Origin of the sequence: Methylobacterium oryzae (genome assembly GCF_036441375.1) — a bacterium.
Taxonomy (GTDB): domain Bacteria; phylum Pseudomonadota; class Alphaproteobacteria; order Rhizobiales; family Beijerinckiaceae; genus Methylobacterium; species Methylobacterium oryzae_A.
Map to the genome: position 1 here is coordinate 787,269 of NZ_MLCA01000001.1, position 26,441 is coordinate 813,709.

General features: G+C 70.7%; 31 protein-coding genes and 2 pseudogenes. 9 read left to right on the forward strand and 24 right to left on the reverse strand.

The genetic code is table 11. The features are described 5' to 3' along the window. Positions 1-56: 56 nt before the first annotated feature. Both MOTC310_RS03725 and MOTC310_RS03730 read right to left on the reverse strand, forming a co-directional pair. Entirely contained in the window at positions 57-878 is an 822-nt protein-coding gene (locus MOTC310_RS03725; RefSeq protein ID WP_331300843.1) for a DeoR/GlpR family DNA-binding transcription regulator, read from the reverse strand. Between the two features lie 269 nt (positions 879-1,147). Beyond that, entirely contained in the window at positions 1,148-1,390 is a 243-nt protein-coding gene (locus tag MOTC310_RS03730; protein WP_331300844.1) for a hypothetical protein, read from the reverse strand. Positions 1,391-1,597: 207 nt separating this feature from the next. Between MOTC310_RS03730 and MOTC310_RS03735 the strand changes: the two genes are divergently transcribed. The 8 genes and pseudogenes from MOTC310_RS03735 to MOTC310_RS03770 all read left to right on the forward strand — a co-directional run bounded on the left by MOTC310_RS03735 (position 1,598) and on the right by MOTC310_RS03770 (position 11,543). After that, on the forward strand, positions 1,598-2,092 hold the full coding sequence (locus MOTC310_RS03735; RefSeq protein WP_331300845.1) for a chemotaxis protein CheW: 495 nt from the start codon (positions 1,598-1,600) through the stop codon (positions 2,090-2,092). Between the two features lie 7 nt (positions 2,093-2,099). Then, positions 2,100-3,650 (forward strand): CheR family methyltransferase, encoded by a 1,551-nt coding sequence (locus MOTC310_RS03740; protein ID WP_331300846.1) that lies wholly within the window; start codon positions 2,100-2,102, stop codon positions 3,648-3,650. Next, positions 3,650-4,228, forward strand: coding sequence for a chemotaxis protein CheW (locus tag MOTC310_RS03745; protein WP_331300847.1), 579 nt, complete (start codon positions 3,650-3,652; stop codon positions 4,226-4,228). The genes MOTC310_RS03740 and MOTC310_RS03745 overlap by 1 nt, the downstream gene beginning before the upstream one ends. A 36-nt stretch (positions 4,229-4,264) precedes the next feature. Next, positions 4,265-5,362: pseudogene (locus tag MOTC310_RS03750) on the forward strand (HAMP domain-containing protein); the annotation flags it as partial. Beyond that, positions 5,361-6,881, forward strand: a pseudogene (locus MOTC310_RS03755) (ATP-binding response regulator); the annotation flags it as partial. The pseudogenes MOTC310_RS03750 and MOTC310_RS03755, both read left to right, overlap by 2 nt. Then, positions 6,878-7,945 (forward strand): chemotaxis-specific protein-glutamate methyltransferase CheB, encoded by a 1,068-nt coding sequence (gene cheB, locus MOTC310_RS03760; protein ID WP_331301459.1) that lies wholly within the window; start codon positions 6,878-6,880, stop codon positions 7,943-7,945. The pseudogene MOTC310_RS03755 and the gene cheB, both read left to right, overlap by 4 nt. Next, positions 7,942-9,660, forward strand: coding sequence for a response regulator (locus MOTC310_RS03765; RefSeq protein WP_331300849.1), 1,719 nt, complete (start codon positions 7,942-7,944; stop codon positions 9,658-9,660). The genes cheB and MOTC310_RS03765 overlap by 4 nt, the downstream gene beginning before the upstream one ends. Beyond that, complete coding sequence (locus MOTC310_RS03770; protein WP_331300850.1) at positions 9,657-11,543, forward strand: response regulator; 1,887 nt, start codon at positions 9,657-9,659, stop codon at positions 11,541-11,543. Before MOTC310_RS03765 ends, MOTC310_RS03770 begins: the two co-directional genes overlap by 4 nt. Before the next feature lie 411 nt (positions 11,544-11,954). Here the strand turns inward: MOTC310_RS03770 and rplQ are convergent, their stop codons facing one another. From rplQ to rpsM, 5 genes are all read right to left on the reverse strand, one after another. After that, entirely contained in the window at positions 11,955-12,365 is a 411-nt protein-coding gene (rplQ, locus tag MOTC310_RS03775) for a 50S ribosomal protein L17 (RefSeq protein WP_331300851.1), read from the reverse strand. Between the two features lie 194 nt (positions 12,366-12,559). After that, positions 12,560-13,579 (reverse strand): DNA-directed RNA polymerase subunit alpha, encoded by a 1,020-nt coding sequence (locus MOTC310_RS03780; RefSeq protein ID WP_010686165.1) that lies wholly within the window; start codon positions 13,577-13,579, stop codon positions 12,560-12,562. A 108-nt stretch (positions 13,580-13,687) separates the two neighbouring features. Beyond that, positions 13,688-14,560: an MBL fold metallo-hydrolase gene (locus tag MOTC310_RS03785; RefSeq protein ID WP_331300852.1), complete on the reverse strand. Its 873-nt coding sequence runs from the start codon at positions 14,558-14,560 to the stop codon at positions 13,688-13,690. A 34-nt stretch (positions 14,561-14,594) separates the two neighbouring features. Further along, complete coding sequence (rpsK, locus tag MOTC310_RS03790) at positions 14,595-14,984, reverse strand: 30S ribosomal protein S11 (protein ID WP_010686167.1); 390 nt, start codon at positions 14,982-14,984, stop codon at positions 14,595-14,597. 171 nt (positions 14,985-15,155) lie between these two features. Next, a complete protein-coding gene (gene rpsM, locus MOTC310_RS03795) occupies positions 15,156-15,524 on the reverse strand; it encodes a 30S ribosomal protein S13 (protein WP_010686168.1) in 369 nt (122 codons plus the stop codon). Between the two features lie 251 nt (positions 15,525-15,775). Between rpsM and MOTC310_RS03800 the strand changes: the two genes are divergently transcribed. Next, the gene (locus tag MOTC310_RS03800; protein ID WP_331300853.1) at positions 15,776-16,132 is read left to right on the forward strand and encodes a hypothetical protein; all 357 of its coding nucleotides are present in this window, start codon (positions 15,776-15,778) and stop codon (positions 16,130-16,132) included. A gap of 63 nt (positions 16,133-16,195) precedes the next feature. Here MOTC310_RS03800 and MOTC310_RS03805 read toward each other — a convergent pair whose 3' ends face one another. From MOTC310_RS03805 to MOTC310_RS03885, 17 genes are all read right to left on the reverse strand, one after another. Continuing rightward, positions 16,196-16,426 carry a hypothetical protein gene (locus MOTC310_RS03805; protein ID WP_331300854.1) on the reverse strand — a complete coding sequence of 77 codons (231 nt, stop codon included), beginning with the start codon at positions 16,424-16,426 and terminating at the stop codon, positions 16,196-16,198. A 73-nt stretch (positions 16,427-16,499) separates the two neighbouring features. Continuing rightward, positions 16,500-17,102 carry an adenylate kinase gene (locus tag MOTC310_RS03810; RefSeq protein ID WP_331300855.1) on the reverse strand — a complete coding sequence of 201 codons (603 nt, stop codon included), beginning with the start codon at positions 17,100-17,102 and terminating at the stop codon, positions 16,500-16,502. Between the two features lie 170 nt (positions 17,103-17,272). Further along, entirely contained in the window at positions 17,273-18,619 is a 1,347-nt protein-coding gene (gene secY, locus MOTC310_RS03815) for a preprotein translocase subunit SecY (RefSeq protein ID WP_331289772.1), read from the reverse strand. Between the two features lie 153 nt (positions 18,620-18,772). Beyond that, on the reverse strand, positions 18,773-19,276 hold the full coding sequence (rplO, locus tag MOTC310_RS03820; RefSeq protein ID WP_192711549.1) for a 50S ribosomal protein L15: 504 nt from the start codon (positions 19,274-19,276) through the stop codon (positions 18,773-18,775). Positions 19,277-19,286: 10 nt separating this feature from the next. Further along, positions 19,287-19,478 (reverse strand): 50S ribosomal protein L30, encoded by a 192-nt coding sequence (gene rpmD, locus MOTC310_RS03825; protein WP_161392858.1) that lies wholly within the window; start codon positions 19,476-19,478, stop codon positions 19,287-19,289. Between the two features lie 12 nt (positions 19,479-19,490). Next, positions 19,491-20,078, reverse strand: a complete 588-nt coding sequence (gene rpsE, locus MOTC310_RS03830) for a 30S ribosomal protein S5 (RefSeq protein WP_007557588.1) — start codon at positions 20,076-20,078, stop codon at positions 19,491-19,493. A gap of 104 nt (positions 20,079-20,182) precedes the next feature. Further along, positions 20,183-20,545, reverse strand: a complete 363-nt coding sequence (gene rplR / locus MOTC310_RS03835) for a 50S ribosomal protein L18 (RefSeq protein ID WP_331300856.1) — start codon at positions 20,543-20,545, stop codon at positions 20,183-20,185. 10 nt (positions 20,546-20,555) lie between these two features. Further along, positions 20,556-21,089, reverse strand: a complete 534-nt coding sequence (gene rplF, locus MOTC310_RS03840; RefSeq protein WP_331300857.1) for a 50S ribosomal protein L6 — start codon at positions 21,087-21,089, stop codon at positions 20,556-20,558. A gap of 22 nt (positions 21,090-21,111) precedes the next feature. After that, entirely contained in the window at positions 21,112-21,507 is a 396-nt protein-coding gene (gene rpsH, locus MOTC310_RS03845; RefSeq protein ID WP_012319176.1) for a 30S ribosomal protein S8, read from the reverse strand. A gap of 10 nt (positions 21,508-21,517) precedes the next feature. Next, on the reverse strand, positions 21,518-21,823 hold the full coding sequence (gene rpsN, locus MOTC310_RS03850) for a 30S ribosomal protein S14 (RefSeq protein WP_010686179.1): 306 nt from the start codon (positions 21,821-21,823) through the stop codon (positions 21,518-21,520). 40 nt (positions 21,824-21,863) lie between these two features. Then, positions 21,864-22,430, reverse strand: coding sequence for a 50S ribosomal protein L5 (gene rplE / locus MOTC310_RS03855; RefSeq protein WP_331289774.1), 567 nt, complete (start codon positions 22,428-22,430; stop codon positions 21,864-21,866). Further along, positions 22,423-22,737 (reverse strand): 50S ribosomal protein L24, encoded by a 315-nt coding sequence (rplX, locus tag MOTC310_RS03860; RefSeq protein WP_012319178.1) that lies wholly within the window; start codon positions 22,735-22,737, stop codon positions 22,423-22,425. The genes rplE and rplX overlap by 8 nt, the downstream gene beginning before the upstream one ends. Continuing rightward, positions 22,737-23,105 carry a 50S ribosomal protein L14 gene (gene rplN, locus MOTC310_RS03865; RefSeq protein ID WP_010686182.1) on the reverse strand — a complete coding sequence of 123 codons (369 nt, stop codon included), beginning with the start codon at positions 23,103-23,105 and terminating at the stop codon, positions 22,737-22,739. Before rplN ends, rplX begins: the two co-directional genes overlap by 1 nt. Positions 23,106-23,520: 415 nt before the next feature. After that, positions 23,521-23,898 carry a hypothetical protein gene (locus MOTC310_RS03870; RefSeq protein ID WP_331289775.1) on the reverse strand — a complete coding sequence of 126 codons (378 nt, stop codon included), beginning with the start codon at positions 23,896-23,898 and terminating at the stop codon, positions 23,521-23,523. A 201-nt stretch (positions 23,899-24,099) separates the two neighbouring features. Then, positions 24,100-24,795, reverse strand: coding sequence for an amino acid ABC transporter permease (locus tag MOTC310_RS03875; RefSeq protein WP_331300858.1), 696 nt, complete (start codon positions 24,793-24,795; stop codon positions 24,100-24,102). Then, a complete protein-coding gene (locus tag MOTC310_RS03880) occupies positions 24,792-25,529 on the reverse strand; it encodes an amino acid ABC transporter permease (RefSeq protein WP_331300859.1) in 738 nt (245 codons plus the stop codon). Before MOTC310_RS03880 ends, MOTC310_RS03875 begins: the two co-directional genes overlap by 4 nt. 19 nt (positions 25,530-25,548) lie before the next feature. Next, a complete protein-coding gene (locus MOTC310_RS03885; RefSeq protein ID WP_331300860.1) occupies positions 25,549-26,352 on the reverse strand; it encodes an ABC transporter substrate-binding protein in 804 nt (267 codons plus the stop codon). Positions 26,353-26,441: the final 89 nt, after the last annotated feature.

A 26,441-nucleotide genomic window follows, 5' to 3' on the forward strand; every position in this document is an offset into this window, starting at 1 on the left:
GTTGGCAGTATATTGACGCGGCCGTCCGTTTTCGCAAGCGAAAAAATGTATGTTCGTTACGGTTCGCCCGCGCCGTCCGCGACCGCGAGGGTGACGCCCTGGCGCTCCATCAGCGCGACGAGCTCGGCCGGAGGGGTCCGGTCCGTGAAGAACGTGTCGATCTGCTCCAGGCGCCCGACCTGGACCATCGGCCGGCGGGTGAACTTGGTGTGGTCGGCGACCAGGAAGGTTTTCCGGGCATGGGCCAGGATGGTCTGCGTCGCCCGAACCTCCTCGTAATCGTAGTCGAGCAGCGCCCCGTCGCCGTCGATGCCGCTGATGCCGATCACGGCCACGTCGACCCGGAACTGGCTGAGCGTGTCGCAGGTGAGCTGGCCCAGCACCGCGCCGTCGCGGTTCCGCACGGTTCCGCCGGCGACGACGATGCGGAACTCGGTCGTCTCGGCCAGCGAGATCGCCACGTTGAGGTTGTTGGTGATGATGCTGAGATCGTCGTGCCGGGTGAGTTCGCGGGCGACGGCCTCCGGCGTCGTGCCGATGTTGATGAAGACCGAGCAGTGCGACGGGATGCGGCTCGCCGCGAGGCGACCGATCCGGCTCTTCTCCGGCAGCAGGGTCACGCGGCGGTCGGCGTAATCGATGTTCTCGACGCTGGAGGGCAGGCCGCCGCCGCCGCGGTAGCGCTCCAGCCGACCCTCGGCGCTCAGTTCGTTGAGGTCGCGCCGGATCGTCTGGACGGTGACGCCGAACTGCGCCGCCAGGGCCTCGATCGTGACGAAGCCGCGCTGGCGGACGGAGGCGACGATGGCGCTGCGCCGCCCCTCGACACCGGACGCCTCGACCCTGTCCTCGGATCGCCGGTCGAGCGGTCGTGACATCGAAACTCCCTCGCCTTCCCTGAGGCTGCCGCGCCGCCGTATGGATTGCCGGACGATGTTCGTTTTCGAACATTGCCCGCGCGTCGCGGCTTTCGCGCGAGCTTGAACCGCGCCGCGCCGGCCCGCAACCGGCCGGCGGCTTGCACTATCCTTCGGGCTCGGTCGGCCGGCTCTTGTCCTGCGAGCAGGCATAAAAAAGGCCTGCCGCGGAGGCGGCAGGCCGGGCCACCCGGGCAGCGCCGCCTGCGGCGCGCCCCGGTGTTCGGAACTCACATGTGGTGGCGCATCCGGCGATGATGCTTCATCCGCTTGTGCTTCATCCGCTTGCGCATCATCGGACGCGCGGCCGGAGCGGCACCCTGCTCCATCGCGGCAGCCTCGCCGGCGCGCTCCATGCCGCCGCGCGGGCCGCCAGCCTGCGAGCCAGCGGAGTTGTAGGGTGAGTTACCCTGGGCGTAGGCGGAGCCCGCGAGGAGCGTCAGCGACGCGGCGGCCAACAGAAGTTTCCTCATCGTCAATCCCTGGCGTAGACCGGCGCAGGCAAAGCGTCGCGCCTCGTCAGGCGCGTTGCCGCTGCGTCGGAAAATAAGCGGCTCAGACGAGACTTGGTTCCGCGTCATCGTGCGCTTGCAGCGCGCAATTGCCGGGAGCGTTAACTGGGCCTATGTCGCGACCCGTCCCGGTCCGGCCGCGACCGAGCAACAGGGGAGCGGGTGGCGGTGGCCAGCAGCGGTTCGGCCTATCTCCTGCTGGATGTCGCCGGCACGGCCTGCGCCCTGCCCCGCGGCGCGGTCGCCGAGATCCTGCCGCTCCCGGATCTCCACGCGCCGCCGGCTTCCGGCGGCTGGCTCACCGGCTTCCTCAATCTCGGCGGCACGCCGATCCCGGTCGTCGACCTCGCGGCCCTGCTCGGCCTGCGCCCGGCGGTCGCGACGCCCGGTCTCTACGCCCATCTCGTGCTGATGCAGGGTGCCGCCGCCGCCTATCTCGTCGACCGCGCGGCCGATCTCACCCGCGTCCCGGACTCCGCGATCCGGCCGGCCGAGGCGGCCGACACGCTCAACGGCTGCGTCGCCGCCGAGCTGGTCCTGGGCGAGCGCCTCGTCCACGCGCTGGCGCCGGAGCGTCTCCTGACCGTCCAGGAACGCGCCCGGGTCGAGGCCCTGACGCGGGCCGCCGCCAAGCGTCTCGCCGCACTGCCGCAATCCCTCTGACCGCGCGATGGCCCGTCAGGGTAGTTCCCGCCCCGATCTGGGTGCCGATCCCGCCTACGCGCCCCTCAAGGCGCGGATCATCGCGCGCACCGGCCACCACTACTACACCGACAAGGATGAGCTGCTGATCGAGCGGCTGCACCGCCGGTTCCGCGCCGCCGCCGTGGCCGATTGCGCCGCCTACGGGGTGCTCCTGTCGAGCGGAGCGGAGGGCGAGGCGGAATGGGCCCGACTCGAGGCCGAGATCACCGTCGGCGAGACGTTCTTCTTCCGCTACGCCGAGCAGTTCAACGCGCTGCGCGCGACGATCCTGCCGGCGCTGATCGCGGCCCGGGCGTCCGAGCGCGTCCTTCGGATCTGGAGCGCGGGCTGCTCCACCGGGGCCGAGCCCTATTCCCTGGCGATCCTGGTGCGCGAACTGCTCGGCGACGCCCTGCCCGACTGGCGGGTGGCGATCCTCGGCACCGACATCAGCGTCGAGGCGCTCGCCACGGCCCGCGCCGCCGAGTACGGCCGCTGGGCCCTCCGGACCATGCCGCCCGAGGACCGCCTCCGCTACTTCACGCGGCTGCCGGTCGCGCCGGGCATCCGGCGCGAGGGCGGCTATGCCCTCCGGCCGGAATATCGCGGCTCGGTGCGGTTCGAGCGCGGCAACCTGCTGAACCTCGTGGAGCCGGGGCCGCCGCAGGGCGAGCCCTTCGACCTGATCCTCTGCCGGAATGTGCTGATCTACTTCGATGCCCGGACGGTCGCCGCGGTGGTGCGCGGTCTCGGCCGCAGGCTGCGGCCGGAGGGCTGGCTGCTGCTCGGCCACGCCGAGCCGAGTCCCGCCTTCGCGAGCTTCCTCGACGCGGTCAGCCTGCCGGGAACCGTGGCCTACCGCCCGCGCGCGGAGGCGCCGCCAGACGCCCTTCCCGACGCGCCGCCGTCCGCCCTGCCCGGCGCGCCGGTGCCGGATCCCTCCCCTCCGACCCGACAGGCGACGGAGCCGCCCGCGCAGGATGCCGTCCGGGGCCCGGACGCGCCCGGTCCCGGAAGACCCGGCGCCGCGGCCGATCCGGTGCCAAACCCGGCGTCGGGTCCCGGGATCGCGCCGGGCCCTGCGGCACCGGAGGTCGGGGATGACCGGCCGGGCGGGGACGAAGCCGTCGATCTCGACCGGATCCGCGAACTCGCCGATTCCGGGGAGACCGGCGCGGCCTGGCGGGCTCTGCGGGCCGCCCTCGACCGCGACCCCACCGACACGGCCCTGCGCTTCTACGAGGGCCTTCTCGCCCGCACACTCGGACGCGACGCCGAGGCCGAGCGGGCGCTGCGGGCCGCGCTCTACCTCGACCGCGGCTTCGTGATGGCCCACTACCACCTGGGGCTGCTGCTGATCGCGCTGCAACGGCCGCACGAGGCGGTCCGCGCCCTCGACAATGCCGTCGCCTTGAGTCAAGCCCTCGGGCCGGACACGGCACTGCCCGAGGGCGACGGCGCCTGCGCCGGCGAGATCGCGGTCAGCGCGGCCGCGGCCCGCGCCGCGCTCGGCGGCGCCGGCAGCAGGAGGTCCTGATGGTGGCACGCCCGAGTGCACAGGACGGCCGTCGACGGACGCGGCCGGAGCGGGATCTGCGCGCCGAGCGCGCGGCGGCCCTCGCCCGGCGCGGTGCCGTCGCGGTCTCGAGCGATTCGGGTGTCGATCACCTCGTCTGCGCCTGCGGCGGCGAGCGCTACGGCGTCCCCCTGGCGGCCGTCGCCCAGGTCCTGCCGTCGCGCCCCTGCACGCCGATGCCCGGCGCGGTGCCTGCGCTGGACGGTCTCGTCGCCCTGTCCGGGCGGATCGTCGGCGTGCTCAGCCTCGCCCGGGCCCTCGGCCGGCCGGACCCCGCATCCGACGCGGAGGCGGCGGCCGGCCATCTGATCGTGCTGCGCGGCGTCCAGGCCCAGCCCCTCGCCCTCGCGGTGGACCGGGTTCTGGGCATCGCCCGGGCGTCCGGCGAGGCAGCGGCGGGGGCGGCCGATCCCGACGGCTTGGGCAACGAGGCCGCCTCAGTCTATGCCCCGCGATCCGGCTCCGAGACGCCGGGCGACGGCCGTCTCGACTTCGTCGTCATCGACCTTCCCCGCCTCCTGCGCCGCGCCCTGCCCTGACCGGGCCGCCTGCCCCAACCGGAGCCCTCCCCGCCCGTGTCGCTCTCGATCGGAAAACGCATCCTTCTCGGCTTCTTCGCCATCACGGCCGTGGTGGTGGCGCTCGGCCTCTACGCCCTGGAGCAGATCGGTGCGGTGCGCGACACGACCGACGCGATCGTCCGGCGGGACATGTCGATCCTGCGCCAGCTCGACGATCTCGGGAACGAGGCGCGCGATCTCGGGCTCCTGCGCCGCACCGCCGTGATCGCGATGCTGACGCAGGCCCAGGGGCGCCCGACCCAGGCCGGCGATACCCTGGCGGCCTGGCGCCAGACCGCGGCCCAGGTCGAGAACCGGCTCGCCACCACGATCCAGCTCGCCACCGATTTCCGGACCCGCTCGGCGTCCCTCGACCGCGTGGCGTCCTGGGACCGCATCGCCGCGGCCGCGACCGCGGTCCAGGGTTCCTTCCGCGAGGTCAAGGCCCTGGGCGAGGCGCAGTTCGCGGCGATCGCCCGGCAGGACGTGGCGGCGGTCGAGGCGCGCAACGCGGAGATCACTCGCCTGCAGGCGCCCTTCCTCGACGGGATCAAGAATCTCCGGTCGCAGCTCGACGACGGCATGGCGCTGGGCCAGCGCGCCGCCCAGGAGGTCTACGAGCGCTCGCGCCTCTCGATCTACCTGACCCTGGCCGCCTCGGTGCTGCTGGCGATCCTGATCACGTGGCTGATCAGCCGCGCGGTGGTGCGCCCCCTCGAGACGGTCATGGGCTTCGTCGCCCGCGTGGGCGAGGGCGACCTGTCCGGCCAGCTGGTGGCGGGCGGGCGCGACGAGATCGGTCAGCTCTCCGCGCGGCTGAACACGATGGTTGCGGGTCTTTCGGACCTGGCGCGGACCAACCGTGCGGCGACGGCGGACCTGAACGCGGCCGCGGCCGAGATCCGGGCCTCGGCGCAGGAGCAGGCCGCCTCGGTCGAGCAGCAATTCGCCGCCGTGCAGGAGACGGCCGCCACGGTCGACGAGATCACCCACTCGGGCGCGCAGATCTCCAAGCGCGCCACCGAGGTGATCGCCACCGCCCAGGCGACCGCCCAGACGTCGCGCCAGGGTCTGCGCGCCGTCTCCGACACGGCCAAGGCCATGGACGCGATCCCGGGAGGCCGCGGACCTGTCGCGGCGCCAGGCCTCCGCGACCAGCGCGGTCGAGGGGGCCGCGACCCGGGTCCGCGCCGCCGCCGAGCGCCTTGCCCTGGTTCCGGCCGAGACCGTCCTGGCCCCCCTCGCCCGATCTTTGCGCGAGACCGCCCGGGAGCAGGGCCGCGAGGTCGATATCGACCTGCGGGGTCTCGATTTGCCGGTGGAGCGCGGCACGCTGCAGGCCCTGAAGGACCCGCTGCTCCACGCCCTGCGCAACGCCCTGAGCCACGGCTGGCAGGCGCCGGAGGTGCGGCGCGCGGCCGGCAAGCCGGAGGCCCTGGGGCTCGGGCTGGAGGTCGCGGTGCGCGGCTCCCGCCTGCAGGTCACGGTCTTCGACGACGGGCCCGGGCCGGACCTCGCCCGGATCGAGGCGGCGGCCCGCGAGCGCGGCCTCCTCGGCCCCGCGGCCGCCGCCGATCCGGAGACCTTGCTGCGCCTCGTGTTCGAGCCCGGCTTCTCCACCGCCGAGGCGATCGATACCCTGTCGGGACGCGGCTACGGCCTGTCGGTCGCCGCCGATGCCGCCCGCCAGCTCATGGGCAGCGTCCGCCTGGAGCCGCGCGACCCGGCCGGCACCGCCCTGATCTTCAGCCTGCCGCTCTCGGCGGCCCGGCGCAGCCTGCTGCTGGTGGAGGCTGCTGGGCGCAGCTACGCGCTGCCCGGGGGGGCCGTCGAGCGCCTCCTGCGCCTGCGGCGCAGCGAACTGCCGGTCGCGATTGGTCGGACGATCGTGCGGCTCGGCGAGGGAGACGCGGCGGCGAGCCACCCGGTGACGGACCTCGCCGCGATCCTCGGACAGGTCGCCGACCCGGCCGATCCGGGCACGCTGACCGCCGTGGTGCTGCGGACCGGCGGCGGCTTTCTGGTCCTGGCGGTCGACCGTCTGCACGACGTCCGGTCGTTCCTGGTCCTGCCGGCGCCGGATTTCGGCGCCGATCCGGGCCTGATCGCCGGCACGGCTGTGCTGCACGGCGACGTGCCGGTGCTCGTCCTCGACCCCGAGGGGCTCGCGGCGCGCGCCCGGGCCGGGGTGTCGGGCGGTTCGCTCGGAACGATGGCGCCGGCTCCACGTTCGACGACTCACGCCTCGCCGCGCGTGTCCGCGCGCGCGACGATCCTGGTCGTCGACGACTCGATCACCACCCGGACTTTGGAGAAGGGCATCTTGGAAGCCGCCGGCTACCGCGTGGTCGTCTGCGTCGATGGACAGGACGCCCTCGACCGGCTGCGCGCCGAGATCGAGCCCGTGGATCTGGTCCTCGCCGACGTGGAGATGCCGCGCCTCGACGGGTTCGGCCTCCTCAAGGCTCTGCGGGCCGACGAGCGCTTCGCCCGGCTTCCGACGATCCTGATGACCTCCCGCGGGGACGCCGCCGACGTCGCCCGGGGCCTGGATCTCGGCGCCGACGCCTACCTGACCAAGCAGAAGTTCGACCAGCGCCAACTGCTGGATACGATCGGGCAGCTCCTATGACCCCCGTCCGTGTGATGCTCGTGGAGGACAGCCTCGTGGTGCGCGAGCTGCTGCGCCACATCGTCTCCCGCGATCCCCGCCTCGAACTCGTGGCCGCGGTCGCCTCCGGCGAGGAGGCCCTCGACCGGCTCCAGGCCGTGCGGCCGGACGTCATCTCGATGGATATCCGCCTGCCGGGGATCGACGGGCTCGAGACGACCCGCCGGATCATGGCCGAGCACCCGACCCCGATCGTCGTGGTGGCGGATTCGGTCGAGGATTCCTCGCTGCGCATCTCGATGAACGCGCTCCGGGCCGGGGCCCTGTCGGTGGTCGAGAAGCCCGTGGCCACGACCCATGCCGGCTACGAGGGCGTGGCCGGCGAGATCTGCACGCAGCTGCGGATCATGGCCCAGGTTCCGGTCATCCGCCGCCGTCCGATCGGCACCGAGTGGGCGGGCCGCACCGCCGCCGTGCCCCAGGCGCCGTCGGCCGAACTGTCCGGGCAGGCCCCCAGCCTCCTGGGCATCGCCGCCTCGACGGGCGGTCCCCCGGCGCTGGCGCGGGTGATCGGCGCCCTGCCGAAGGACTTCCCGCTGCCTGTCCTCGTCGTCCAGCACATGGGTGCGGCCTTCATGGACGGGTTCGCCAGCTGGCTCGACAGCGTCGTGGCGCTGCCGGTCTCCCTCGCCAGGGACGGGGAGCGCGCCGAACCCGGCCGGGTCTACGTGGCCCCGGGCGACCGCCACCTGGAGATCGGCTCCGGACGGATCCTGCGGGTGATCGATTCCGCGCCGGTCTCGGGCCAGCGCCCGGCCGCCACCGTGCTGTTCCGGTCCATGGCCCGGCAATCCGGAGCGTCCGGCATCGGCGTGCTGCTCACCGGCATGGGCGAGGATGGGGCCCTGGGTCTCGCCGACATGCACAGGGCCGGCGCCCAGACCGTGGCCGAGCACGAGAGCACGGCCGTCGTCTACGGCATGCCGGCGGCGGCCGTGCGGCTCGGGGCCGCACGGGCCGTCCTTCCCCTCGACCGCGTCGCCGACCACGTCCTGCGCCTCGTGGATGCGGGGGCGCGGCCGTGAGCGAGGCCGGCGCGGCGGAGGTGCCCGCTCGGATCCTGCTGGTGGAGGATTCGGAGACGCAGGCGCTGGAACTGCGCCTCCTGCTGGAGGCGCACGGCTTCGCGGTGGAGCGCTGCGCCTCCGCCGAGACGGCCCTCGATCATCTCAACCGCAGCCAGCCCGACCTCGTGGTGGCCGATTACCACCTGCCGGGCATGAACGGCGACGAGTTGATTCGGCAAATGCGCCTGTCCCTGCGCACCCGGGCCCTGCCCGTCCTGATGCTCACGGGCGGCAGCGGCGGCGAGCGCCAGGGTCTGGAGAGCGGCGCCGACGCCTACCTGCCGAAATCCGCCGACCGCGACCTGATGATCCTGCGCATCCGCGCCCTGCTGCGCGAGCGCCGCCCTGCCGGCGACGGCGAGGGGCCGGGCGCGGCCGCGTTCCGGCGCGGGCGGGTCCTGGTGATCGACGGCAGCGCCACCTACCGGACCTTCCTCGCCGGGGTGATGGGCCAGGACGGACACCACGTGGCGAGTGTCGACGGGCCGGAGGCGGCGCTGGCCGCCCTGGACGCGGCGGCCGCCGACCGGGCCTTCGACTGCGTCACGGTCGATCTCCTGGGCCACGCCTATGACGGCCTCGCCCTGTGCCGGGCGATCAGCCAGCGCCGCTCCGGCCAGGCGGCCGGCGCGGGCTTCCACCTCGTCGGCATCGCCGGCAGCGATCCGGCCAAGGACTTCCTCGTCGAGGCCTACGCGGCCGGCGCCGACGATGTGGTCTCGAAGACCGACGCCGAGGTCCTCGCGCTGCGGGTGCGCGGCTTCGTGCGGCGGCGCCTCCTGGAGGAGGACGACCGGCGCATCGCCGGCCAGTTCGGCGAGCGCGAGCGGGCGGTGGAGCGCGCCCGCGCCGAGGCCGAGGCGGCCGAGGCCCGAGCGGGCCTCGCCGACGCCCTGGAGCGGGCCAACCGCGACCTCGCCGACGCCAACCGCCAGCTCACCGAGGCGCAGTCCAAGCTCGTCCAGGCCGCCAAGATGGCCTCGCTCGGCGAGCTGGTGGCGGGGATCGCCCACGAGATCAACAATCCCCTGGCCTTCATCCTGGCCCACCAGGGCACCGTCGAGCGCCTGCTCGGCGAGTTGCCGGGCGCCGCTCCGGAGGCCGCCACCCGCGCCATCGACAAGGCCCGGCAGCGGGTCGGCTCGATGCGGATGGGGCTGACCCGCATCCAGGATCTGGTGCTGAACCTCCGGAAGTTCTCGCGCCTCGACGAGGGCGAGCGCGCCCTGGTCAACGTGCCGGAGGCGATCGAGACGGTGCTCGCGCTGATCCAGCACAAGCTCGGCGAGCGCATCGCCGTGGAGCGCAGCTTCACGGGCCGCGCCGAGATCCACTGCACCCCGGCGCTGCTCAACCAGGTGGTGATGAACATCCTGGGCAACGCCGCCGACGCCATGCCGGAGGGCGGCACGATCCGGATCACGACCCAGTCGAACCCCGAACTCGACGAGATTCGCATCAGCGATACCGGGCCCGGCATCCCGGATACGCTGCGTGAGAAGATCTTCGAGCCGTTCTTCACGACGAAACCGGTCGGATCCGGCACGGGCCTGGGTCTTGCGATTGCCTACAGCGTCGTTCAAGCGCATAGCGGCTCGCTCACCGTGGAGACGGCCCCGGGTGGGGGAGCCTGCTTCGTGATCGGGATCCCGCGGCAGGCGTCCAGTGCATGAGTGACGGTACGGCAGGTGTAGGGACGATCCTGGCCGTCGACGACGAGCCGGACATCCTGATCGCGCTGGAGGACCTGTTCGAGGATTCCTACCGGGTTCTGACGACCTCGCGCCCGGCCGAGGCGCTGGAGATCCTGCGCGCCGAGCCCAACATCGCCGTCGTGCTCTCGGACCAGCGGATGCCGGGCCTCACCGGCGACGCGCTCCTCGCCGAGGCCCGCAGCTTCCACGACGCGCAGGCGATCCTGCTGACCGGCTACGCCGACATCACCGCGGTGATCGCCGCCCTCAACCGCGGCGGCATCGTCGGCTACGTCACCAAGCCCTGGGACGCGGGCCTGCTCCGCTCCACCGTCCGGCAGGCCTTCGAGCGCCACCGCCTCGGCCGGGACCTCGCCACCGAGCGGGCTCTCCTGCGCGGCCTCCTCGACCACGCCCAGGACGCGATCAGCTTCAAGGACGCGGAGGGCCGCTTCGTCCGGCTGAACGGCCGCAAGGCCGCCCTCCTCGGCCACGACGTCGCCGCCAGCCTCGGGCGGCGCGAGGACGAACTTCTCGGCCCGAAGGCCGAGCCCGTGACGGCGGCGGACGCGGCCGCGATCCGGTCCGGGGCGGTGGCCGAGAGCCTGATCAGCGACGGCCCGACCGGCGCCGAGCAGTGGAGCCACGTGACGCGGGTGCCGATCCGCGACGCGGGCGGGGCGATCAGCCACCTCGCGACGATCGAGCGCGACGTGACCGAGCAGCGGACCCTGGAGGCGCGCCTGCGCCAGTCCGACAAGATGCAGGCGCTGGGCACCCTCGCGGGCGGTATCGCGCACGATTTCAACAACCTGCTGACCGCGATCCTCGGCAGCCTCGAGCTCGCCGGCCCGAAGGTCGCCGACCAGCCGCGGGTCCAGCGCCTGATCGAGAACGCCCGCGGCGCCGCCGAGCGCGGGGCGTCCCTGACCAAGCGCCTCCTGAGCTTCAGCCGCGCCCACGACATCCAGGCGCGCGCCGTCGACGTGAACACCCTGATCGCCGGGATGAGCGACCTGTTCGGACGCAGCCTCGGCGGCCTCGTGACGGTCCGGACCGACCTCGCGGACGGCCTGCCGGCGGTCCAGGTCGATCCGGACCAGCTCGAACTCGCCGTGCTCAACCTCTGCATCAACGCCCGCGACGCCATGCCGGACGGGGGGGCGATCACGGTCGCGACGCGCCGGCTCGCCATCAGCGGCGATCCCGAGATCGCCGACGGCACCTATCTCGGCATCAGCGTCACCGACGAGGGCACCGGCATCCCGGAGGAGATCCTGCGCCGGGTCTGCGAGCCGTTCTTCACCACCAAGGCCGTCGGCCAGGGCACCGGGCTCGGCCTCGCCATGGTGTTCGGCCTCGCGCAGCAATCCAAGGGCCGGCTGGCGATCGACAGCGTGGTCGGTCGCGGCACCCGCGTGGAGCTCGCCCTCCCCTTCGCCGATCAGGCGCCCGAGCAGGCGCCCGAGGCCGCCGGCACCGTCCCGGTCGCCGGCCGGCGGGCCCGCGTCCTGATCGTCGACGACGATTCGCAGGTGCGCCACGTGACGGCCTCGTTCCTCACCGGCTTCGGCCACAGCACCACGGAAGCCGGCGACGGCGAGGCGGCGCTCCGGCTCCTCGAGGCGGACCGCTACGACATCGTCGTCGCCGACCTCGCCATGCCCGGCATGAGCGGCATCGAGCTGGCCGCCGAGATCCGCGAGCGCGATCCGCGCCTGCCGGTCCTGATCCTTACCGGACATGCCGAGGCGATGCAGATCCCCGACGACCTGCCGGTGCTCACGAAGCCGTTCCGCTCAGCGGACCTCGCGGCCCGGGTCGCCACGCTGCTCGACGGCGGAGCCGGACCCGTCGGCTGACGGGGGCTTGCAACCAATCGGTTGCCGGCTCATTCTCCCCTCGTGGGGCCCGCAGGCCCCAGGTTACGAAGAGGAGGTGGACCATGAGCAATCACGGCATCTTCCCGCGCCGCAGGCGTGACAACGATCTCGACCAGGACGGTCCACCGGACGAGTCCCGGCAGGGATAGGGGTTTTCGGAGCGCGGCGCGGTCGAGTTCCCGGCCTGTCTGAGACAGGCCGCCAGGGCGAGCTCCCGCGACCATCCGAGACGTGGACCCTGCTTCAGACCCGTCGGCGCGAGCCGGCGGGTTTTTTGTTGTTCGCGCGTCGTCATGGCGATCGCAGCGAGGAGCCGAAACGCGAGAAGCCGCCCCGGAGGGTCCGGGACGGCTTCTCAAAGACTAGGAGCGACGGGGCGCTCCGTGCCGATCAGGCGGCTTCGGAGACCTGGCTCGGACCGGAATCCTTGCCGCGGGCATCGACGTCGCGGTCGACGAACTCGATCACGGCGAGCGGGGCGTTGTCGCCCTGGCGGAAGCCGGCCTTCATGATCCGGCAGTAGCCGCCGGGACGACCCTTGTAGCGCGGGCCGAGCACGGTGAAGAGCTTCTTGACCATGTCGGCGTCGCGCAGCTGCGCCATGGCGAGGCGGCGGGTGTGCACGCTGTCGATCCGGCCCAGCGTGATCAGCTTCTCGACGACCGGACGCAGGTCCTTCGCCTTCGGCAGGGTGGTGATGATCTGCTCGTGCTTGATCAGCGCGGCGGACATGTTGGCGAACATCGCCTTGCGATGCTCGGCGGTGCGATTGAAACGGCGGCCGCGGTAGGCGTGACGCATGTGCTGGCTTCCTTCTCATCTCGGCCGCCGTGCCACGGTACGGCCGGGTGCCTCATCGAGGCCGTTGCTTCCGCTTGACCCCGCGGCGGGATTCTGACGGGACGTCGCGTCGTATCCGCGACGTCCCGAGATTGGAGGGGCCGATCAGGCGGCGCCGTGCGACGCCGCGACGTTCAGCCCGAGGCGGTTGCGCCTCAGTAGTGCTCCTCGAAGCGCTTGGCGAGGTCCTCGATGTTCTCCGGCGGCCAGCCGGGGATGTCCATGCCGAGGTGCAGGCCCATGCCGGCGAGCACTTCCTTGATTTCGTTGAGCGACTTGCGGCCGAAATTCGGCGTCCGCAGCATCTCGCCCTCGGACTTCTGGATGAGGTCGCCGATGTAGACGATGTTGTCGTTCTTCAGGCAGTTCGCCGAGCGGACCGACAGCTCCAGCTCGTCGACCTTCTTGAGCAGCGCCGGGTTGAAGGGCAGCTGCGGCGCGAGCGGCGCGGCCTCTTCCTTGCGCGGATCCTCGAAGTTCACGAAGACCTGCAGCTGGTCCTGGATGATGCGCGCGGCGTAGGCGAGCGCGTCCTCCGGCGAGACCGCGCCGTTGGTCTCAACCGTCATGGTCAGCTTGTCCTTGTCGAGATCCTGGCCCTCGCGGGTCGTCTCGACGCGGTAGCTGACCTTGGTGACCGGCGAGAACAGCGAGTCGACCGGGATGAGGCCGATCGGAGCGTCCTCGGGGCGGTTGCGCTCGGCCGGGACGTAGCCCTTGCCGGTGGCGACCGTGAACTCCATGCGGATCTCGGCGCCGTCGTCGAGCGTGCAGATCACGAGGTCGGGGTTCAGGATCTGGATGTCGCCGACCGTGCCGATGTCGCCGGCAGTGACGAGGCCCGGGCCGGTCTTACGCAGGGTCATGCGCTTCGGCGCGTCCGTCTGCGAGCGGATCGCGATGGTCTTGATGTTGAGGACGATGTCGGTGACGTCCTCACGCACGCCCGGGATCGACGAGAACTCGTGCAGCACGCCGTCGATCTGCACCGAGGTCACGGCCGCGCCCTGGAGCGACGACAGGAGCACCCGGCGCAGGGCGTTGCCCAGCGTCGTGCCGAAGCCGCGCTCGAGCGGCTCGGCGACGACCGTGGCGACCCGCTTCGGGTCGTCGCCGGTCGTGACCTGCAGCTTGTTCGGCTTGATCAGTTCCTGCCAATTCTTCTGAATGACCACGATCCTACCTCTCGTCCTTGCCCGGGATCCGCGACGCCCGTCCCCACGCTTCGGCCGTCCGGTGCCGCCCCCTGGCGCCCCGAACGGTCCCTGAATGACTGTCCGCCGTTACTCGCCGCCGACCCACAGCACCGGCACGAAGCTGTAGCCAGCCCCGTCCCGGTCCACGTAGCCCAGCGCCGGGAATTCGAGATGACCGCCGGCGATGAGCGTCCGCTCGCGGGCCACCTCGTCCAGGATCTTCTTCCGCGTCTCCCGCGCCTGTTCTCCGTCGACATCGAAGCCGACGCCGGCCTCCGGGTTCTTGAACTGGATCGCCGGCAGGTGCACCACGTCGGTCCACATCATCAGCGACTGTCCACCGGAGACGATGCGGAAACCGCAATGGCCCGGCGTGTGGCCGGGCAGATGAATCGCCGTGATCCCCGGAAGAACCTCGCCGCCCCGGTGCTCGCGCACCTTGCCAGCGTAGGGCGCCAGGGCTTTGCGGGCGCCCTCGAAGTAGGGCTTCGCCGCCTCCGGCGCCCTGGCCAAAGCCTCGTCCGGAAGCCAGTGCGCCGCCTCGTCGGCGTGCAGTACGATCTCGGCGTTCGGGTAACGCGCCCCGCCGTCCTTCACGAGACCGCCGACATGGTCGGGGTGCAGGTGGCTGACGAGCACCGTGCCGATCTCCTCCGGCTTGACGCCGGTGAGCGCCAGCGCCGCCCCGGCCCGGCCGAGGGTCGGCGCCGGCGCGAGGTCGCCGTAGCCCGTGTCGATCAGGGTCGGCTTGAGGCCGGGCCCCGTGATCAGGAAGGCGTTCAGCGTGATCCTCGGCTGCTCGGTGCGGAAGCCCGCCACCTGGAGCCGCCCGGCCTCCTCCTTGGAGATACCTGTGACGAGATCGAGGCTGGCCTGAAACCAGCCGTCGTTGAGCGCGGTGACCGTGAGGTCCCCGAGGTTCCAACGCAGCACGCCCGGAAGCGGCTTCGATCCCGTCATGAGCTTCTCCGTCAAAAGGCTTCGCGGGTCCGGATCAGACGCGGCGGCGCTTGCGCGGCCGGCAGCCGTTGTGCGGGATCGAGGTGACGTCGCGGATCGAGGTCACCGTGAAGCCCGCCGCCTGCAGGGCCCGGAGCGCCGACTCGCGGCCCGAACCCGGACCCGAAACCTCGACCTCGAGGGTGCGCATGCCGTGCTCGGCGGCCTTGCGGCCGGCATCCTCGGCGGCGACCTGGGCGGCGTAAGGGGTCGACTTGCGCGAACCCTTGAAGCCCATCGCGCCGGCCGACGACCACGAGATCGTGTTGCCCTGCGCGTCCGTAATCGTGATCATCGTGTTGTTGAACGAGGCGTTCACGTGCGCGACGCCCGACACGATGTTCTTGCGCTCGCGGCGGCGGACGCGTTGCGGTTCCTTGGCCATTGTGGTCTCACTTTTCCTTCAGGCACGCCCGTAACACCAGGCGCTCGGGATTCTTTTCAGGACTTGGCCGGAGCGCTTGTGCAGGGCTGCCGAGCCAGAGCCGGGATCCGCGAGGGACACCGACACGACGGAGAGGAGGCCGAGCGAAGCCCGGCCTCCCAGATCCGAAAATTACTTCTTCTTGCCGGCGATCGGCTTCGCCTTGCCCTTGCGGGTGCGGGCGTTGGTGTGCGTGCGCTGGCCGCGGACCGGCAGCTGCTTGCGGTGACGCAGGCCACGATAGGCACCCAGGTCCATCAGGCGCTTGATGTTCATCGAGACTTCGCGGCGCAGGTCGCCCTCGACCAGGTAGTCGCGGTCGATCGTCTCGCGGATCGAGAGAACCTCGGCGTCGGTCAGCTGGTTGACGCGACGCTCGGCGGGGATGTTCACCTTCTGGGTGATCTCCTCGGCCTTCTTGGCGCCGATGCCGTGGATGTACTGGAGCGCGATGACGACGCGCTTGTTGGTCGGGATATTGACGCCTGCGATACGGGCCACGATCACTCTCCATGTGAGGCCCGGGGATCCGGGCCTGTGCCGCGCGCGTCCGGTGGAGGCCGGCCCCTGCGCGCGTGAAACGACAACGCGGCCCGCGGGTAGCCCCTGTCAGGGCACCTCGGACCATCGTTCGGTTGGACGAAGGAGGGCCTGCTAGCGCGCGGGCGGCCCGATGTCAACGACAGGTCGCCGCGACGTCGACCCACCATACGCCCGGTGGGAGGCCCCAGGGTGAGAATCGAGGAGCGGAGATGGCGGTTCTGACCAGCGACGGTGCGACCCTGCGGGCCTTCGCCGACGCGGTGCTGCGCGCCGCGGAGGAGACTCTGGAAGAGGTCACGCCCGTGACGCTGGCGGTGATTGGCGGCGTCCTCGCGGAGGCCGAGCCCGGCTCCGTCGCGCTCCAGGGTGAGGATGGTGGGCCACCCCTGCTCTGGGCAACCTTGGCCGGGCGCCGGATGGTGTTCCGCTACAACACGATGACGGCGATGATCGAGCTGCGCGACGGGACCACGGAGGGCTACCCGTTCCGCCTGTTCGGCCACCGGTCGCTCCAGATGGACGTCGTCAACTTCTTCGGGAGCCTGCACCGCGAAGGACGGGTCTGACCGCAGTCCCGAGAGGCGGCCGCCCGCGCTCAGGACCGCGCCGACAACCGCGTCGGCCCCGTCTCAGCGGAAGCCCTGGTTCCGCAGCCGGCAATAGCCGCTCATGGTATGGTAGCCCGCCGGGCAGCGGCGGACGCATGTCCCCGCCGCGTATTTGAGCGGCGGCCGGCAGGCGTGGCGGAATCGCTTCTGCCCGTACACGAAGGACTGGGCGGGGCTCTGCGCGAAGGCCGGCAATGGCGGGACGGCCACCGCGAGCAGCAGGGACGCGGTGGCGAGAAGACGGAGGGTCATGGCGACTCCGATCGGGGATGCGCCCCTCAACCCTCCGACAGCGTGTCGGGTTCACCGGCGCGCCGCGACTGCCTCAGGAGGCGACGCGCTCCTCGTGCGGCTCCAGCACGGCCATCAGGTCCGCCGTCACCTTGTCGATCGGCTGCATGCCGTCGATGGTCTCCAGCATGCCCTTCTCCGCGTAGTAGGCGGAGAGCGGTGCCGTCTGGGCGCGGTACGCCTCGAGCCGCTGCTTGAACACCTCGGGGGTGTCGTCCTTCCGCACGGCTTGGCCGCGCGCCAGGGTCTCGGCGGCGCGCCTCTCGATGCGGCCGACCAGGGCGTTCTCGTCGACCTTGAGCTCGATGACCGCGGAGAGGCTCATTCCCTTGCTCGCCAGCATCTCGCCGAGCGTCTCGGCCTGCGCGACCGTGCGCGGAAAGCCGTCGAGGATGAAGCCGCGGCGCGCGTCCGGCTCCTCAATCCGATCGGCGACGATGCCGACGACGATCCGGTCCGAGACGAGACCGCCGGATTCCATCACGGCTTTGGCCTCGAGCCCGACCGGCGTGCCGGCGGCTACCGCGGCGCGCAGCATGTCACCGGTCGAGAGCTGCGGGATGCCGAAGCGCTGTACGATCCGCTCGGATTGCGTCCCCTTCCCCGCACCGGGCGGCCCGAGCAGAATGATGCGCATGGCGTTGTCCTCGTTCGGCCCACTCTCTCAGTGGGCACAAGCCGTGGTGGCGAAGCCTCCCTGGCATCGCCGGGTTCGGGGTTTTCTAGCCGGTCCGGGCCCGCGAGGCATCCAGACCTTTGGGCCAGAGGCGGGAGTGTCCTTGGAGTCGGCCCGCCTCTGTAGCAGGCTCAGCGCCGCCGTTGCGTGGTCGAGGCGCCACGCAGCTTGGCCTTCTTCACCAGCCCCTCGTACTGGTGGGCCATCAGGTGTCCGTGGATCTGCGCGACCGTGTCCATCGTGACCGAGACCACGATGAGCAGCGAGGTCCCGCCGAAGCCGAGACTCGCCGCCGCGTAGGACGACAGGATCTCCGGGCAGAGGCACACGAGGGTCAGGTACAGGGCGCCGATCACCGTGATGCGGGTCAGCACCTTGTCGATGAAGGCCGCGGTGCGCTCGCCGGGGCGAATGCCCGGGATGAAGCCGCCATGCTTCTTCAGGTTGTCGGCCGTCTCCTGCGGGTTGAAGACCACCGCGGTGTAGAAGAACGTGAAGAAGATGATCAGCGCCGCGTACAGCACCATGAACAGCGGCGTGCCGTGGCCAAGGTAGGCCGTGACCGTGCCGAGCCAGCCGGTGGCGCCACCATTGGCCGAGAAGCTCGCGGCTGTGGCCGGCAGAAGCAGCAGCGAGGAGGCGAAGATCGGCGGGATCACGCCCGAGGTGTTGAGCTTGAGCGGCAGGAACGAGGTCTGGCCCTCGTACATGCGGTTGCCGACCTGGCGCTTCGGGTAGTTGATCAGCAGCCGGCGCTGGGCCCGCTCCATGAACACGATGAAGTAGACGAGCGCCACGGCGGCGACGCCGACGCCCAGGATGATCGCAGGGGACAGGGCGCCTGTGCGGCCGAGCTCGAGCGCGCCCGCAATCGCTACCGGCAGGTGGGCGACGATGCCCGCGAAGATGATCAGCGACGAGCCGTTGCCGATGCCGCGCGAGGTGATCTGCTCGCCGAGCCACATGAGGAACAGGGTCCCGCCGGTGAGGGTGATCACCGTCGAGGCCAGGAAGAACGGGCCCGGATCGATCGCCGCCGAGGAGCTCTGCAGGCCGATGGCGATGCCCCAGGACTGGACCAGCGCCAGGACCACCGTCAGGTAACGGGTATACTGATTGATGACCTTGCGGCCGGACTCGCCCTCTTTCTTCAGCGCTTCCAGGCTCGGAATGACCGAGGTGAGGAGCTGCACGATGATCGAGGCCGAGATGTAGGGCATGATGTTCAGGGCGAAGATCGCCATGCGCTCGACGGCGCCGCCCGAGAACATGTTGAACAGGCCCAGCACGCCGCCCGACTGCTGCTGGAAGTTGCGGGCGAACTGCTCGGGGTCGATGCCGGGAATCGGGATGTACGTGCCGAGCCGGAACACCACGAGGGCGCCGAGGGTGAACCAGATGCGCTTCTTCAGCTCATCGGCCTTGGCGATCGCACCGAAATTGAGATTGGCGGCAAGCTGCTCGGCGGCTGAGGCCATAAGCGTCGCGTCCTGGAAGTGTCGCCGGGCGACCGGCACCCGGATGAAATGAAAACGGCGGCCCGCGTGGTCGCAGGGCCGCCGCTCGAAGGATCGGCTTAAAGGCTGCGCGGAGCCCGTGCAACGGGTCCCGCGGTCGCCCCATCGCGTCCGTCAGGCCGTGGCCGCCTCGCTGCCGCCGCGGGTGGAGGCACCCTGGGCGTAGACGGTGCTGACCGAGCCGCCGGCCTTCTCGACCGCCTCGACGGCGGACTTGGAGGCGCGGGTGACCTCGAAGCTGAGCTTCGCGGTGAGCTCGCCGACGCCGAGCAGCTTCACGCCGTCGCGGGGACGGGCGATGATGCCGGCAGCGACCAGGCTCTCCACCGTCACGGTGGCGGCCTTGTCGAGCTTGCCGGCGTCGACGGCCTCCTGGATCCGGCCGAGGTTCACCTCGTTCAGGTCCTGGGCGTAGAGGTTGTTGAAGCCGCGCTTCGGCAGGCGACGATGCAGCGGCATCTGACCGCCCTCGAAGCCCTTGATGGCCACGCCGGTCCGGGCCTTCTGACCCTTGACGCCGCGACCCGCGGTCTTGCCCTTGCCGGAGCCGATGCCCCGGCCGACGCGCATCCGGTCCTTGGTGGCGCCGGGATTGTCGCTGATCTGGTTGAGCTTCATCGGGACCTCCTCACGCCACGTCGCCGTGGACGCGCACGAGGTGCGCAACCTTGCGGATCATGCCGCGCACGGAGGGTGTATCCTCCAGCTCGGACACGCGGTGGAGCTTGTTGAGCTTGAGGCCGATCAGCGTCTGGCGCTGGCTGGCCTCGCGGCGGATCGGAGACCCGATCTGCTCGACGCGGAGAGTCTTGTTTGCCATCGGACCCTCCCCTTACGCGACCGCGGCTTCGGACTGGTCGGCCGGGTCGGCATCGCGACGGCGGGCCTGGAGGCTCGACACCTTGATGCCGCGGCGGGCCGCCACGGAGCGCGGGCTGTCCTCGTTCTTGAGCGCCTCGAAGGTGGCGCGCACGAGGTTGTAAGGGTTCGACGAGCCCAGCGACTTGGCGACGACGTCCTGCATGCCGAGCGTCTCGAACACGGCGCGCATCGGACCGCCGGCGATGATGCCGGTGCCCTGCGGGGCCGCGCGGAGGATCACCTTGCCGGCGCCGTGGCGGCCGTTGACGTCGTGGTGCAGGGTCCGGCCCTCGCGGAGCGAGACGCGGATCAGGCCGCGCTTGGCGGCCTCGGTGGCCTTGCGGATCGCCTCCGGCACCTCGCGGGCCTTGCCGTGGCCGAAGCCGACGCGGCCCTTCTGGTCGCCGACGACGACGAGGGCCGCGAAGCCGAAGCGACGGCCGCCCTTCACCACCTTGGCGACGCGGTTGATGTGGACGAGCTTGTCCACGAACTCGCTGTCGCGCTCCTCGCGCTCGTCGCGGCGGCCGCGGCCCCCGCCTTCACGTTCACGTGCCATGTTGTCTACCTGTCCATCTCACTGACGCGGCCGGCGGGGCCGCTCGCTCGATCGGGTTTCGGATCTGCCGGGCGAAGAGGATCCGCCCGGCCCGCCGTCGTGACTTAGAACTCCAGGCCACCCTCGCGGGCGGCCTCGGCCACGGCCTTGACGCGACCGTGGTAGATGTAGCCGGAGCGGTCGAAGATCACCTTCGTGACGCCCGCGGCCTTGGCGCGCTCGGCGACGAGCTTGCCCACCGCGGTCGCGGCGGCGACGTCGGCGCCGGTCTTGAGTTCGCCCTTGAGGGCCTTGTCGATCGACGAGGCGGCGGCCAGCGTCTTGCCGGCGACGTCGTCGATGACCTGCACGTAGATCTGCTTCGACGAGCGGAACACCGAGAGCCGCGGGCGGCCGTTGGCGGCGGCCCGCAGCGCGCGGCGGACGCGCGCCTTGCGGCGATCGAGGGCTTCGAGCTTGCGAGACATGATGCCCTCCTTACTTCTTCTTGCCTTCCTTGCGGAAGATGAACTCGCCCGCGTACTTCACGCCCTTGCCCTTGTAGGGCTCGGGTCCGCGGTATTCGCGGATCTCGGCGGCGACCTGACCGACCTGCTGGCGGTTGATCCCGGAGATCGTGATCTCGGTGGGCTTCGGGGTTGCGATCGTGATCCCGGCCGGGATCGCGTACTCGATGTCGTGGCTGTAGCCGAGCGACAGCTTGAGGGCCTTGCCGGCCATCGCGGCGCGATAGCCGACGCCGGTGATCTCGAGCTTCTTCTCGAAGCCCTTCGACACGCCCTCGGCGATGTTGGCGATCTGCGCCCGCGACGTGCCCCACAGGGAGCGCGCCGGCTTGGACTGGTTGACGGGCTGCACCTCGATGGCGCCGTCCTTCATCGCCACGTTGACGAGGGAAGGAACGACGAACGACAGCTCGCCCTTCGAGCCCTTCATCTTCACCGTCTGACCGGTGACCGTGGCGGTAACGCCGGCCGGCACGGGGACCGGCTTCTTGCCTACGCGAGACATGGGATAACCTCCTCCGTCCCGATCAGAACACGGTGCAGAGCACTTCACCGCCGACGTTGCGCTCGCGCGCCTCGTGGTCGGCCATGACGCCCTGCGGGGTGGAGACGATGGTGACGCCGAGGCCGTCGGCCACGTGCGGCAGCTCGCCGACCGACGAGTAGACCCGGCGACCCGGCTTCGACACGCGCTTGATCTCGCGGATCACGGGGCGCCCGTCGTAGTACTTGAGCTCGATGGCGAACTCGGTGCGGCCGTTGCCGAGGTCCGTCGCCGCGTAGTCGCGGATGTAGCCCTCGGCCTTCAGGACGTCGAGGACGCTGGCGCGCAGGCGCGAGCCGGGCGTCTGGACGACGTTGCGACGGCGCAGCTGGCCGTTGCGGATGCGGGTGAGCATGTCGCCCACGGGATCGTTGACCATGGGGACCTCCTTACCAGCTCGACTTGACCAGGCCGGGGATCAGGCCCCGGTTGCCAAGCTCGCGCAGCGCCACGCGCGAGATGCCCATCTTGCGGTAGTAGGCGCGCGGACGGCCGGTCATGCCGCAACGGTTGCGGATGCGGGTGGCCGACGAGTTGCGCGGCAGTTCCGCGAGCTTGAGGCGCGCCTCGAAGCGCTCCTCCATCTCGAGGGCGTCGTTGTTGGCGATCTCGAGGAGCGCCTTCCGCTTGGCCGCGAAGCGCTTCACCAGCGCCTTGCGGGCCTCATTCTTCTCGACTGAGCTTTTCTTCGACATGTCGTCTATCTCCGGTGTCCGCGTCTGAGACCCGAGGGCCTCACTGCCGGAACGGGAACTTGAAGGCGGCGAGCAGCGCCTTGGCCTCGGCATCGGTCTTGGCGGTGGTCGCCACGACGATGTCCATGCCCCAGGTCTGCTCGGCCTTGTCGTAGGAGATCTCCGGGAACACCAGGTGCTCCTTGAGACCCAGGGCGTAGTTGCCGCGGCCGTCGAACGAGCGCGGGTTCAGGCCGCGGAAGTCACGCACGCGCGGCAGCGCGATGGTGATCAGCCGGTCCATGAACTCGTACATGCGCTGCTTGCGCAGGGTCACCTTGCAGCCGATCGGCATGCCCTCGCGGACCTTGAAGGTCGCGATGGCCTTGCGGGCCTTGGTGATGACCGGCTTCTGGCCGGCGATCAGGGCGAGGTCGCCCGCCGCCACCGAGGCCTTCTTGGAGTCCGCGGTGGACTCGCCGACGCCCATGTTGATCACGATCTTGGTGATCTGCGGCACTTCCATGGGGTTCTTGTAGCCGAACTCTTCGATCAGCTTCTGGCGAACCACCTCGTCGTAGTGCTTGCGCAGGCGCGGGGTGTAGGCGTTCTTGTCGGCCTCAGCCATCGATCTGATCCCCCGTGGTCTTGGCGAACCGGACCTTGCGCCCGTCTTCGAGGATGCGGAAACCCACGCGGGTCGGCTTGCCGTTGGCATCCGCGACCGCGATGTTCGAGAGCTGGATGGCGGCCTCCTTGGAGATGATGCCGCCCTCCTGGTTCTGGGTCTGCTTCTGGTGCTTCTTGACCAGGTTGATGCCGCGCACGAAGGCCCGGCCCTCCTTCGGCAGAACCTGGATCACCTCGCCCGACCGGCCCGAATCGCGGCCGGTGAGCACGACGACCTTGTCGCCCTTCTTGATCTTGGCAGCCATTACAGCACCTCCGGAGCCAGGGAGATGATCTTCATGTGGTTGCGGGCGCGGAGTTCGCGCGGCACCGGTCCGAAGATACGGGTGCCGATCGGCTCCTTCTGATTGTTGATCAGGACCGCGGCGTTCTTGTCGAAGCGGATGACCGAACCGTCGGCACGCTTCACGTCCTTGGCCGTGCGGACGACGACCGCCTTCATGACGTCGCCCTTCTTGACGCGACCGCGCGGGATCGCCTCCTTGACGGAGACGACGATCACGTCGCCCACGCCGGCATACTTGCGCTTCGACCCGCCGAGAACCTTGATGCACATAACGCGGCGTGCACCCGAGTTGTCGGCGACGTCCAGATTCGTCTGCATCTGGATCACGTGCGTGACTCCTTGTTTCAGGCGGGTTTCCGCACACGGACGGTATTGCCCGGCGGACGACGCCTGATGGGGACCTGACGTCCCCGGCTCATGTGTTCGACCGCGCTGGCGGTGCCTTGAGACACCGGCGCGGTCACCGCGTTCACGGGGTGCGAGCACCCATCGGAAATGTCGCGAAGGCCGGGCGCATACTACGGGTAGCGGGTGATGGCAAGCGGAGCGGCGCTAAATCGTCGCCGCCGCACGGGTGAGGAGACCCAGTCTCAGGGCCTGTTCGCCGCGCCCGGCGCGCGGCGCGAGCGCTGTGGCTCGGGCCGGTTCCGCTGTGCCGGCGCGGAGCGCGGGCCCCGCGACGCGCAACGACCGGCACGCCTGTCGGCGCGCCGGTCGGTTGTCGCGCGTCGATCGGGATCGATCAGATCGGCTGGCCGGCCGTCTCGAACAGAAATCCGTCGAGGCTCGGGATGGTCACCGAGGCCCCGCTGGCGGGCTTCGACAGGCGCCAGGGCCGCTCCGACCGGGCTCGAATCGCTTCGGAGGGACGAAGGCGCCGCATGAGGCCGTCCTCGCCCACCTCCTCGATCGCCAGGAAGCCGTAGACCTGGAGCCGCGAGGCCGTGAGCTTGAGCCCGCGATCCTCCGCGGCGACGACCATGCTGCCGGTGGCGTAGACCGCGTCGAGCAGGGCGCGCTGCTCGCTGCGGCGACGGCTGCGCGCCTCCCGCTCGCCCGGTGCCTGGGCGGGAACGGGCCGCCGGAACGGAACGACGTTGCTGACCGCGACGCAACCCATACGCAATATCCTCGACGCGAACCTGCGGCGGCGTCCTGGCCGTCCGATGAGCGCGACAATTCGATGGATCGCTTTAATTCTCCGTAGACCGTGCCGGCGCGCCCCTGCCCCGATCCGGTACGCCTTGCACGTGTGCTCGGGCGAATCGGTCGTGGTCCGCGGGCCGGCCTGGGCACATCGGACCATGAGCCTGCCGTTCCGTCACTCGGCGCGATGCGCCGGTACCTTGCCGAGCCTCGTCACCCGGGAGGCCAACCCGTCCAGGGATACGCATAGGGCGGCGTAGACGGCACCGACGAAGAGGAAGATCTCGGCCGGGTAGACCATGGCGCGGTTGTTCACCTGCGCCGCTACGAAGGCGAGTTCGGGTACACCGATCACGTAGGCGAGCGACGTGTCCTTGATGAGCGCGGTCCACTGGTTGACGAAGGACGGCACCATGGCCCGCAGCGCCTGCGGCAGGACGACGAACCGCAGGGTGCCCCAGCGGCCGAGGCCGAGCGCCAGGCCGGCCTCCCACTGGCCGCGGCCGACGCTCGCGATGCCCGCTGCAACCCCGTAGGACAGGTAGGCGCCCCCGACGAGCGACAGCGCCGCCGCGACCGTGCCGATCTCGGGAACCGACACGCCGAGCAGGACCGGCAGCAGGAAGTAGGTCCAGAAGATCAGCATCACGACCGGCACGGCGCGGAGGAAGCCGAGCGCGGCGGTGAGCGCCGCCCGGGCCGCGCCCGCGCTCATGGCGAGGGCGATGCCGAGGACGAGCCCGAGCGCGGCCGAGGCCAGACCGGACAGGCCGGAGAGAATCAGCGTCAGGGCCAACCCGCCGACCGGCCCGTCGGGCCACGTCCCGATCAGCAGGTAGCCGAGATTGTCGGTGATGACCGATGGATTCATCGGTGCCGGCCCGCAGGGCGGGCGCGGCGGCCGAGGATCTGCCCGGCCGCCTCCACCGCGGCCGCGGCGCCGACATAGAGCAGCGTCGCGATGCCGAAGGCCTGGAAGGTCTCGAAGGTCTCGGTCTCGACCTGCCGGGACGCGTAGGACAGCTCCGCGAGGCCGATCGTCATAGTCAGCGAGGTGTTCTTGAGCGTGTTGAGGTACTGGCCGACGATCGGCAGCCAGGCGACGCGCAGAGCCTGGGGCAGCACGATGTGTCGGAACGCCCGGGCGGGTGTGAGGCCGAGGGCGAGGGCCGCCTCGCGCTGTGTGGGCCGGACGGCCTCGATGCCGGCGCGGACTTCCTCGGCGATGTAGGCACCCGCGTACAGGGTGAGCCCGCAGAACCCGGCGAGGCTCTCGTAGGCGGGCCAGCGCAGGGCGCCGAGCCCCAGGTCCAGGACGTGCGGCGCGTTGAGCCAGACCGTCACGCTTTGCGGCAGTGCGGCGGGCACCGCGAAGTACCAGACGAAGAGCTGCACCAGCAGCGGTGTGTTGCGGACGATGCGGACGGAGCCGGTGACGAGGCCGCGTCCCGCGGGGCCGCCCGCCACCCGGAGCCCGCACGCCGCGAGGCCCAGCGCCGTGCCGGCGAGACAGGTCGCTGCCGACAGGGTCAGGGTCACGCAGAAGCCCTGCAGCAGCCACGCCAGGTAGCGCGGCGCGAGCGGTTCGCCGAACAGCGCGGCCATCGCGGCCGTTCCGTCCCGGTCAGCCGTGGTCCCCGATCCGGAACAGGCGCGGCAGCGGCTGCTCGGTCTCGGGCCCGAACCAGCGGTCGTAGATCGCCGGCGCCTTGCCGCTCGCCTCCAGGCCGCGCAGGGTCTCATTCACGAGGTCCCGCAGGCGCGTCTCGCCCTTCGGGATGCCGACGCCGATATAGTCATTGGAGATGCTGAAGGCGGGAATCTCGTAATTCTGCCGGTCAGGGACCTTGGCGAGCAATCCGACGAGCTTCGGCCCGTCCTGCGTGATCGCCTGGACATTACCGTTGCGCAGGGCCATGAACGCGAAGGGCGTGTCGTCGAAGGCGACCACAACCGCCTTCGGGAAGTCGCGACGCAGGACGATCTCGTTGGTCGTGCCCTTGTCGGCGCCGATCCGGAGCCCGTTCAGCTGCTCGGGCGACGACAGGGTGCCCTTCCGCGCCAGGAACTGCTGCCCCGAGGCGAAGTACGGGATGCTGAAATCGAGCTGCTTCGCCCGCTCCTCGGTGATCGTGAAGTTCGCCAGAACCAGATCGACCTTGCCGGAGATGAGCAGCGGGATCCGATTCGCCGGGTTGGTGGGCCGGACCTCCAGTTTGACGCCGAGCGTGTCGGCGAGGGCCTGCGCGTAGTCGACGTCGAGTCCGGTGATCCGCTTCGTCGCGGGATCGACGAAGCCGAACGGTGGGTTGCTGTCGAAGGTGGCGACACGGAGGACGCCGGCCTGTCTGATATCGTCCAGACGGTCAGCCCGGGCGGCACCGACCGACAGGAGAGCCGCGAGGGCGATGGCGAAGAGGTGGCGCACACGTAGCTCCATTCGATGGTTCGATGTCCATCCAGAGAGAAAGGTTCGAGTCGGATCGCGAAAATTCGATCGATCCAGCGTATTATCGA

Bases quoted from the DNA above. Each gene is read 5' to 3' on its own strand.
- MOTC310_RS03725 (WP_331300843.1), bottom strand. From the start codon at position 878: ATGTCACGACCGCTCGACCGGCGATCCGAGGACAGGGTCGAGGCGTCC.
- MOTC310_RS03730 (WP_331300844.1), bottom strand. From the start codon at position 1,390: ATGAGGAAACTTCTGTTGGCCGCCGCGTCGCTGACGCTCCTCGCGGGC.
- MOTC310_RS03740 (WP_331300846.1), top strand. From the start codon at position 2,100: ATGGCCCGTCAGGGTAGTTCCCGCCCCGATCTGGGTGCCGATCCCGCC.
- MOTC310_RS03745 (WP_331300847.1), top strand. From the start codon at position 3,650: ATGGTGGCACGCCCGAGTGCACAGGACGGCCGTCGACGGACGCGGCCG.
- cheB (WP_331301459.1), top strand. From the start codon at position 6,878: ATGACCCCCGTCCGTGTGATGCTCGTGGAGGACAGCCTCGTGGTGCGC.
- MOTC310_RS03770 (WP_331300850.1), top strand. From the start codon at position 9,657: ATGAGTGACGGTACGGCAGGTGTAGGGACGATCCTGGCCGTCGACGAC.
- rplQ (WP_331300851.1), bottom strand. From the start codon at position 12,365: ATGCGTCACGCCTACCGCGGCCGCCGTTTCAATCGCACCGCCGAGCAT.
- MOTC310_RS03785 (WP_331300852.1), bottom strand. From the start codon at position 14,560: ATGACGGGATCGAAGCCGCTTCCGGGCGTGCTGCGTTGGAACCTCGGG.
- rpsK (WP_010686167.1), bottom strand. From the start codon at position 14,984: ATGGCCAAGGAACCGCAACGCGTCCGCCGCCGCGAGCGCAAGAACATC.
- MOTC310_RS03800 (WP_331300853.1), top strand. From the start codon at position 15,776: ATGGCGGTTCTGACCAGCGACGGTGCGACCCTGCGGGCCTTCGCCGAC.
- MOTC310_RS03805 (WP_331300854.1), bottom strand. From the start codon at position 16,426: ATGACCCTCCGTCTTCTCGCCACCGCGTCCCTGCTGCTCGCGGTGGCC.
- MOTC310_RS03810 (WP_331300855.1), bottom strand. From the start codon at position 17,102: ATGCGCATCATTCTGCTCGGGCCGCCCGGTGCGGGGAAGGGGACGCAA.
- secY (WP_331289772.1), bottom strand. From the start codon at position 18,619: ATGGCCTCAGCCGCCGAGCAGCTTGCCGCCAATCTCAATTTCGGTGCG.
- rplO (WP_192711549.1), bottom strand. From the start codon at position 19,276: ATGAAGCTCAACCAGATCAGCGACAATCCCGGCGCCACCAAGGACCGG.
- rpmD (WP_161392858.1), bottom strand. From the start codon at position 19,478: ATGGCAAACAAGACTCTCCGCGTCGAGCAGATCGGGTCTCCGATCCGC.
- rpsE (WP_007557588.1), bottom strand. From the start codon at position 20,078: ATGGCACGTGAACGTGAAGGCGGGGGCCGCGGCCGCCGCGACGAGCGC.
- rplR (WP_331300856.1), bottom strand. From the start codon at position 20,545: ATGTCTCGCAAGCTCGAAGCCCTCGATCGCCGCAAGGCGCGCGTCCGC.
- rplF (WP_331300857.1), bottom strand. From the start codon at position 21,089: ATGTCTCGCGTAGGCAAGAAGCCGGTCCCCGTGCCGGCCGGCGTTACC.
- rpsH (WP_012319176.1), bottom strand. From the start codon at position 21,507: ATGGTCAACGATCCCGTGGGCGACATGCTCACCCGCATCCGCAACGGC.
- rpsN (WP_010686179.1), bottom strand. From the start codon at position 21,823: ATGTCGAAGAAAAGCTCAGTCGAGAAGAATGAGGCCCGCAAGGCGCTG.
- rplE (WP_331289774.1), bottom strand. From the start codon at position 22,430: ATGGCTGAGGCCGACAAGAACGCCTACACCCCGCGCCTGCGCAAGCAC.
- rplX (WP_012319178.1), bottom strand. From the start codon at position 22,737: ATGGCTGCCAAGATCAAGAAGGGCGACAAGGTCGTCGTGCTCACCGGC.
- MOTC310_RS03870 (WP_331289775.1), bottom strand. From the start codon at position 23,898: ATGGGTTGCGTCGCGGTCAGCAACGTCGTTCCGTTCCGGCGGCCCGTT.
- MOTC310_RS03875 (WP_331300858.1), bottom strand. From the start codon at position 24,795: ATGAATCCATCGGTCATCACCGACAATCTCGGCTACCTGCTGATCGGG.
- MOTC310_RS03880 (WP_331300859.1), bottom strand. From the start codon at position 25,529: ATGGCCGCGCTGTTCGGCGAACCGCTCGCGCCGCGCTACCTGGCGTGG.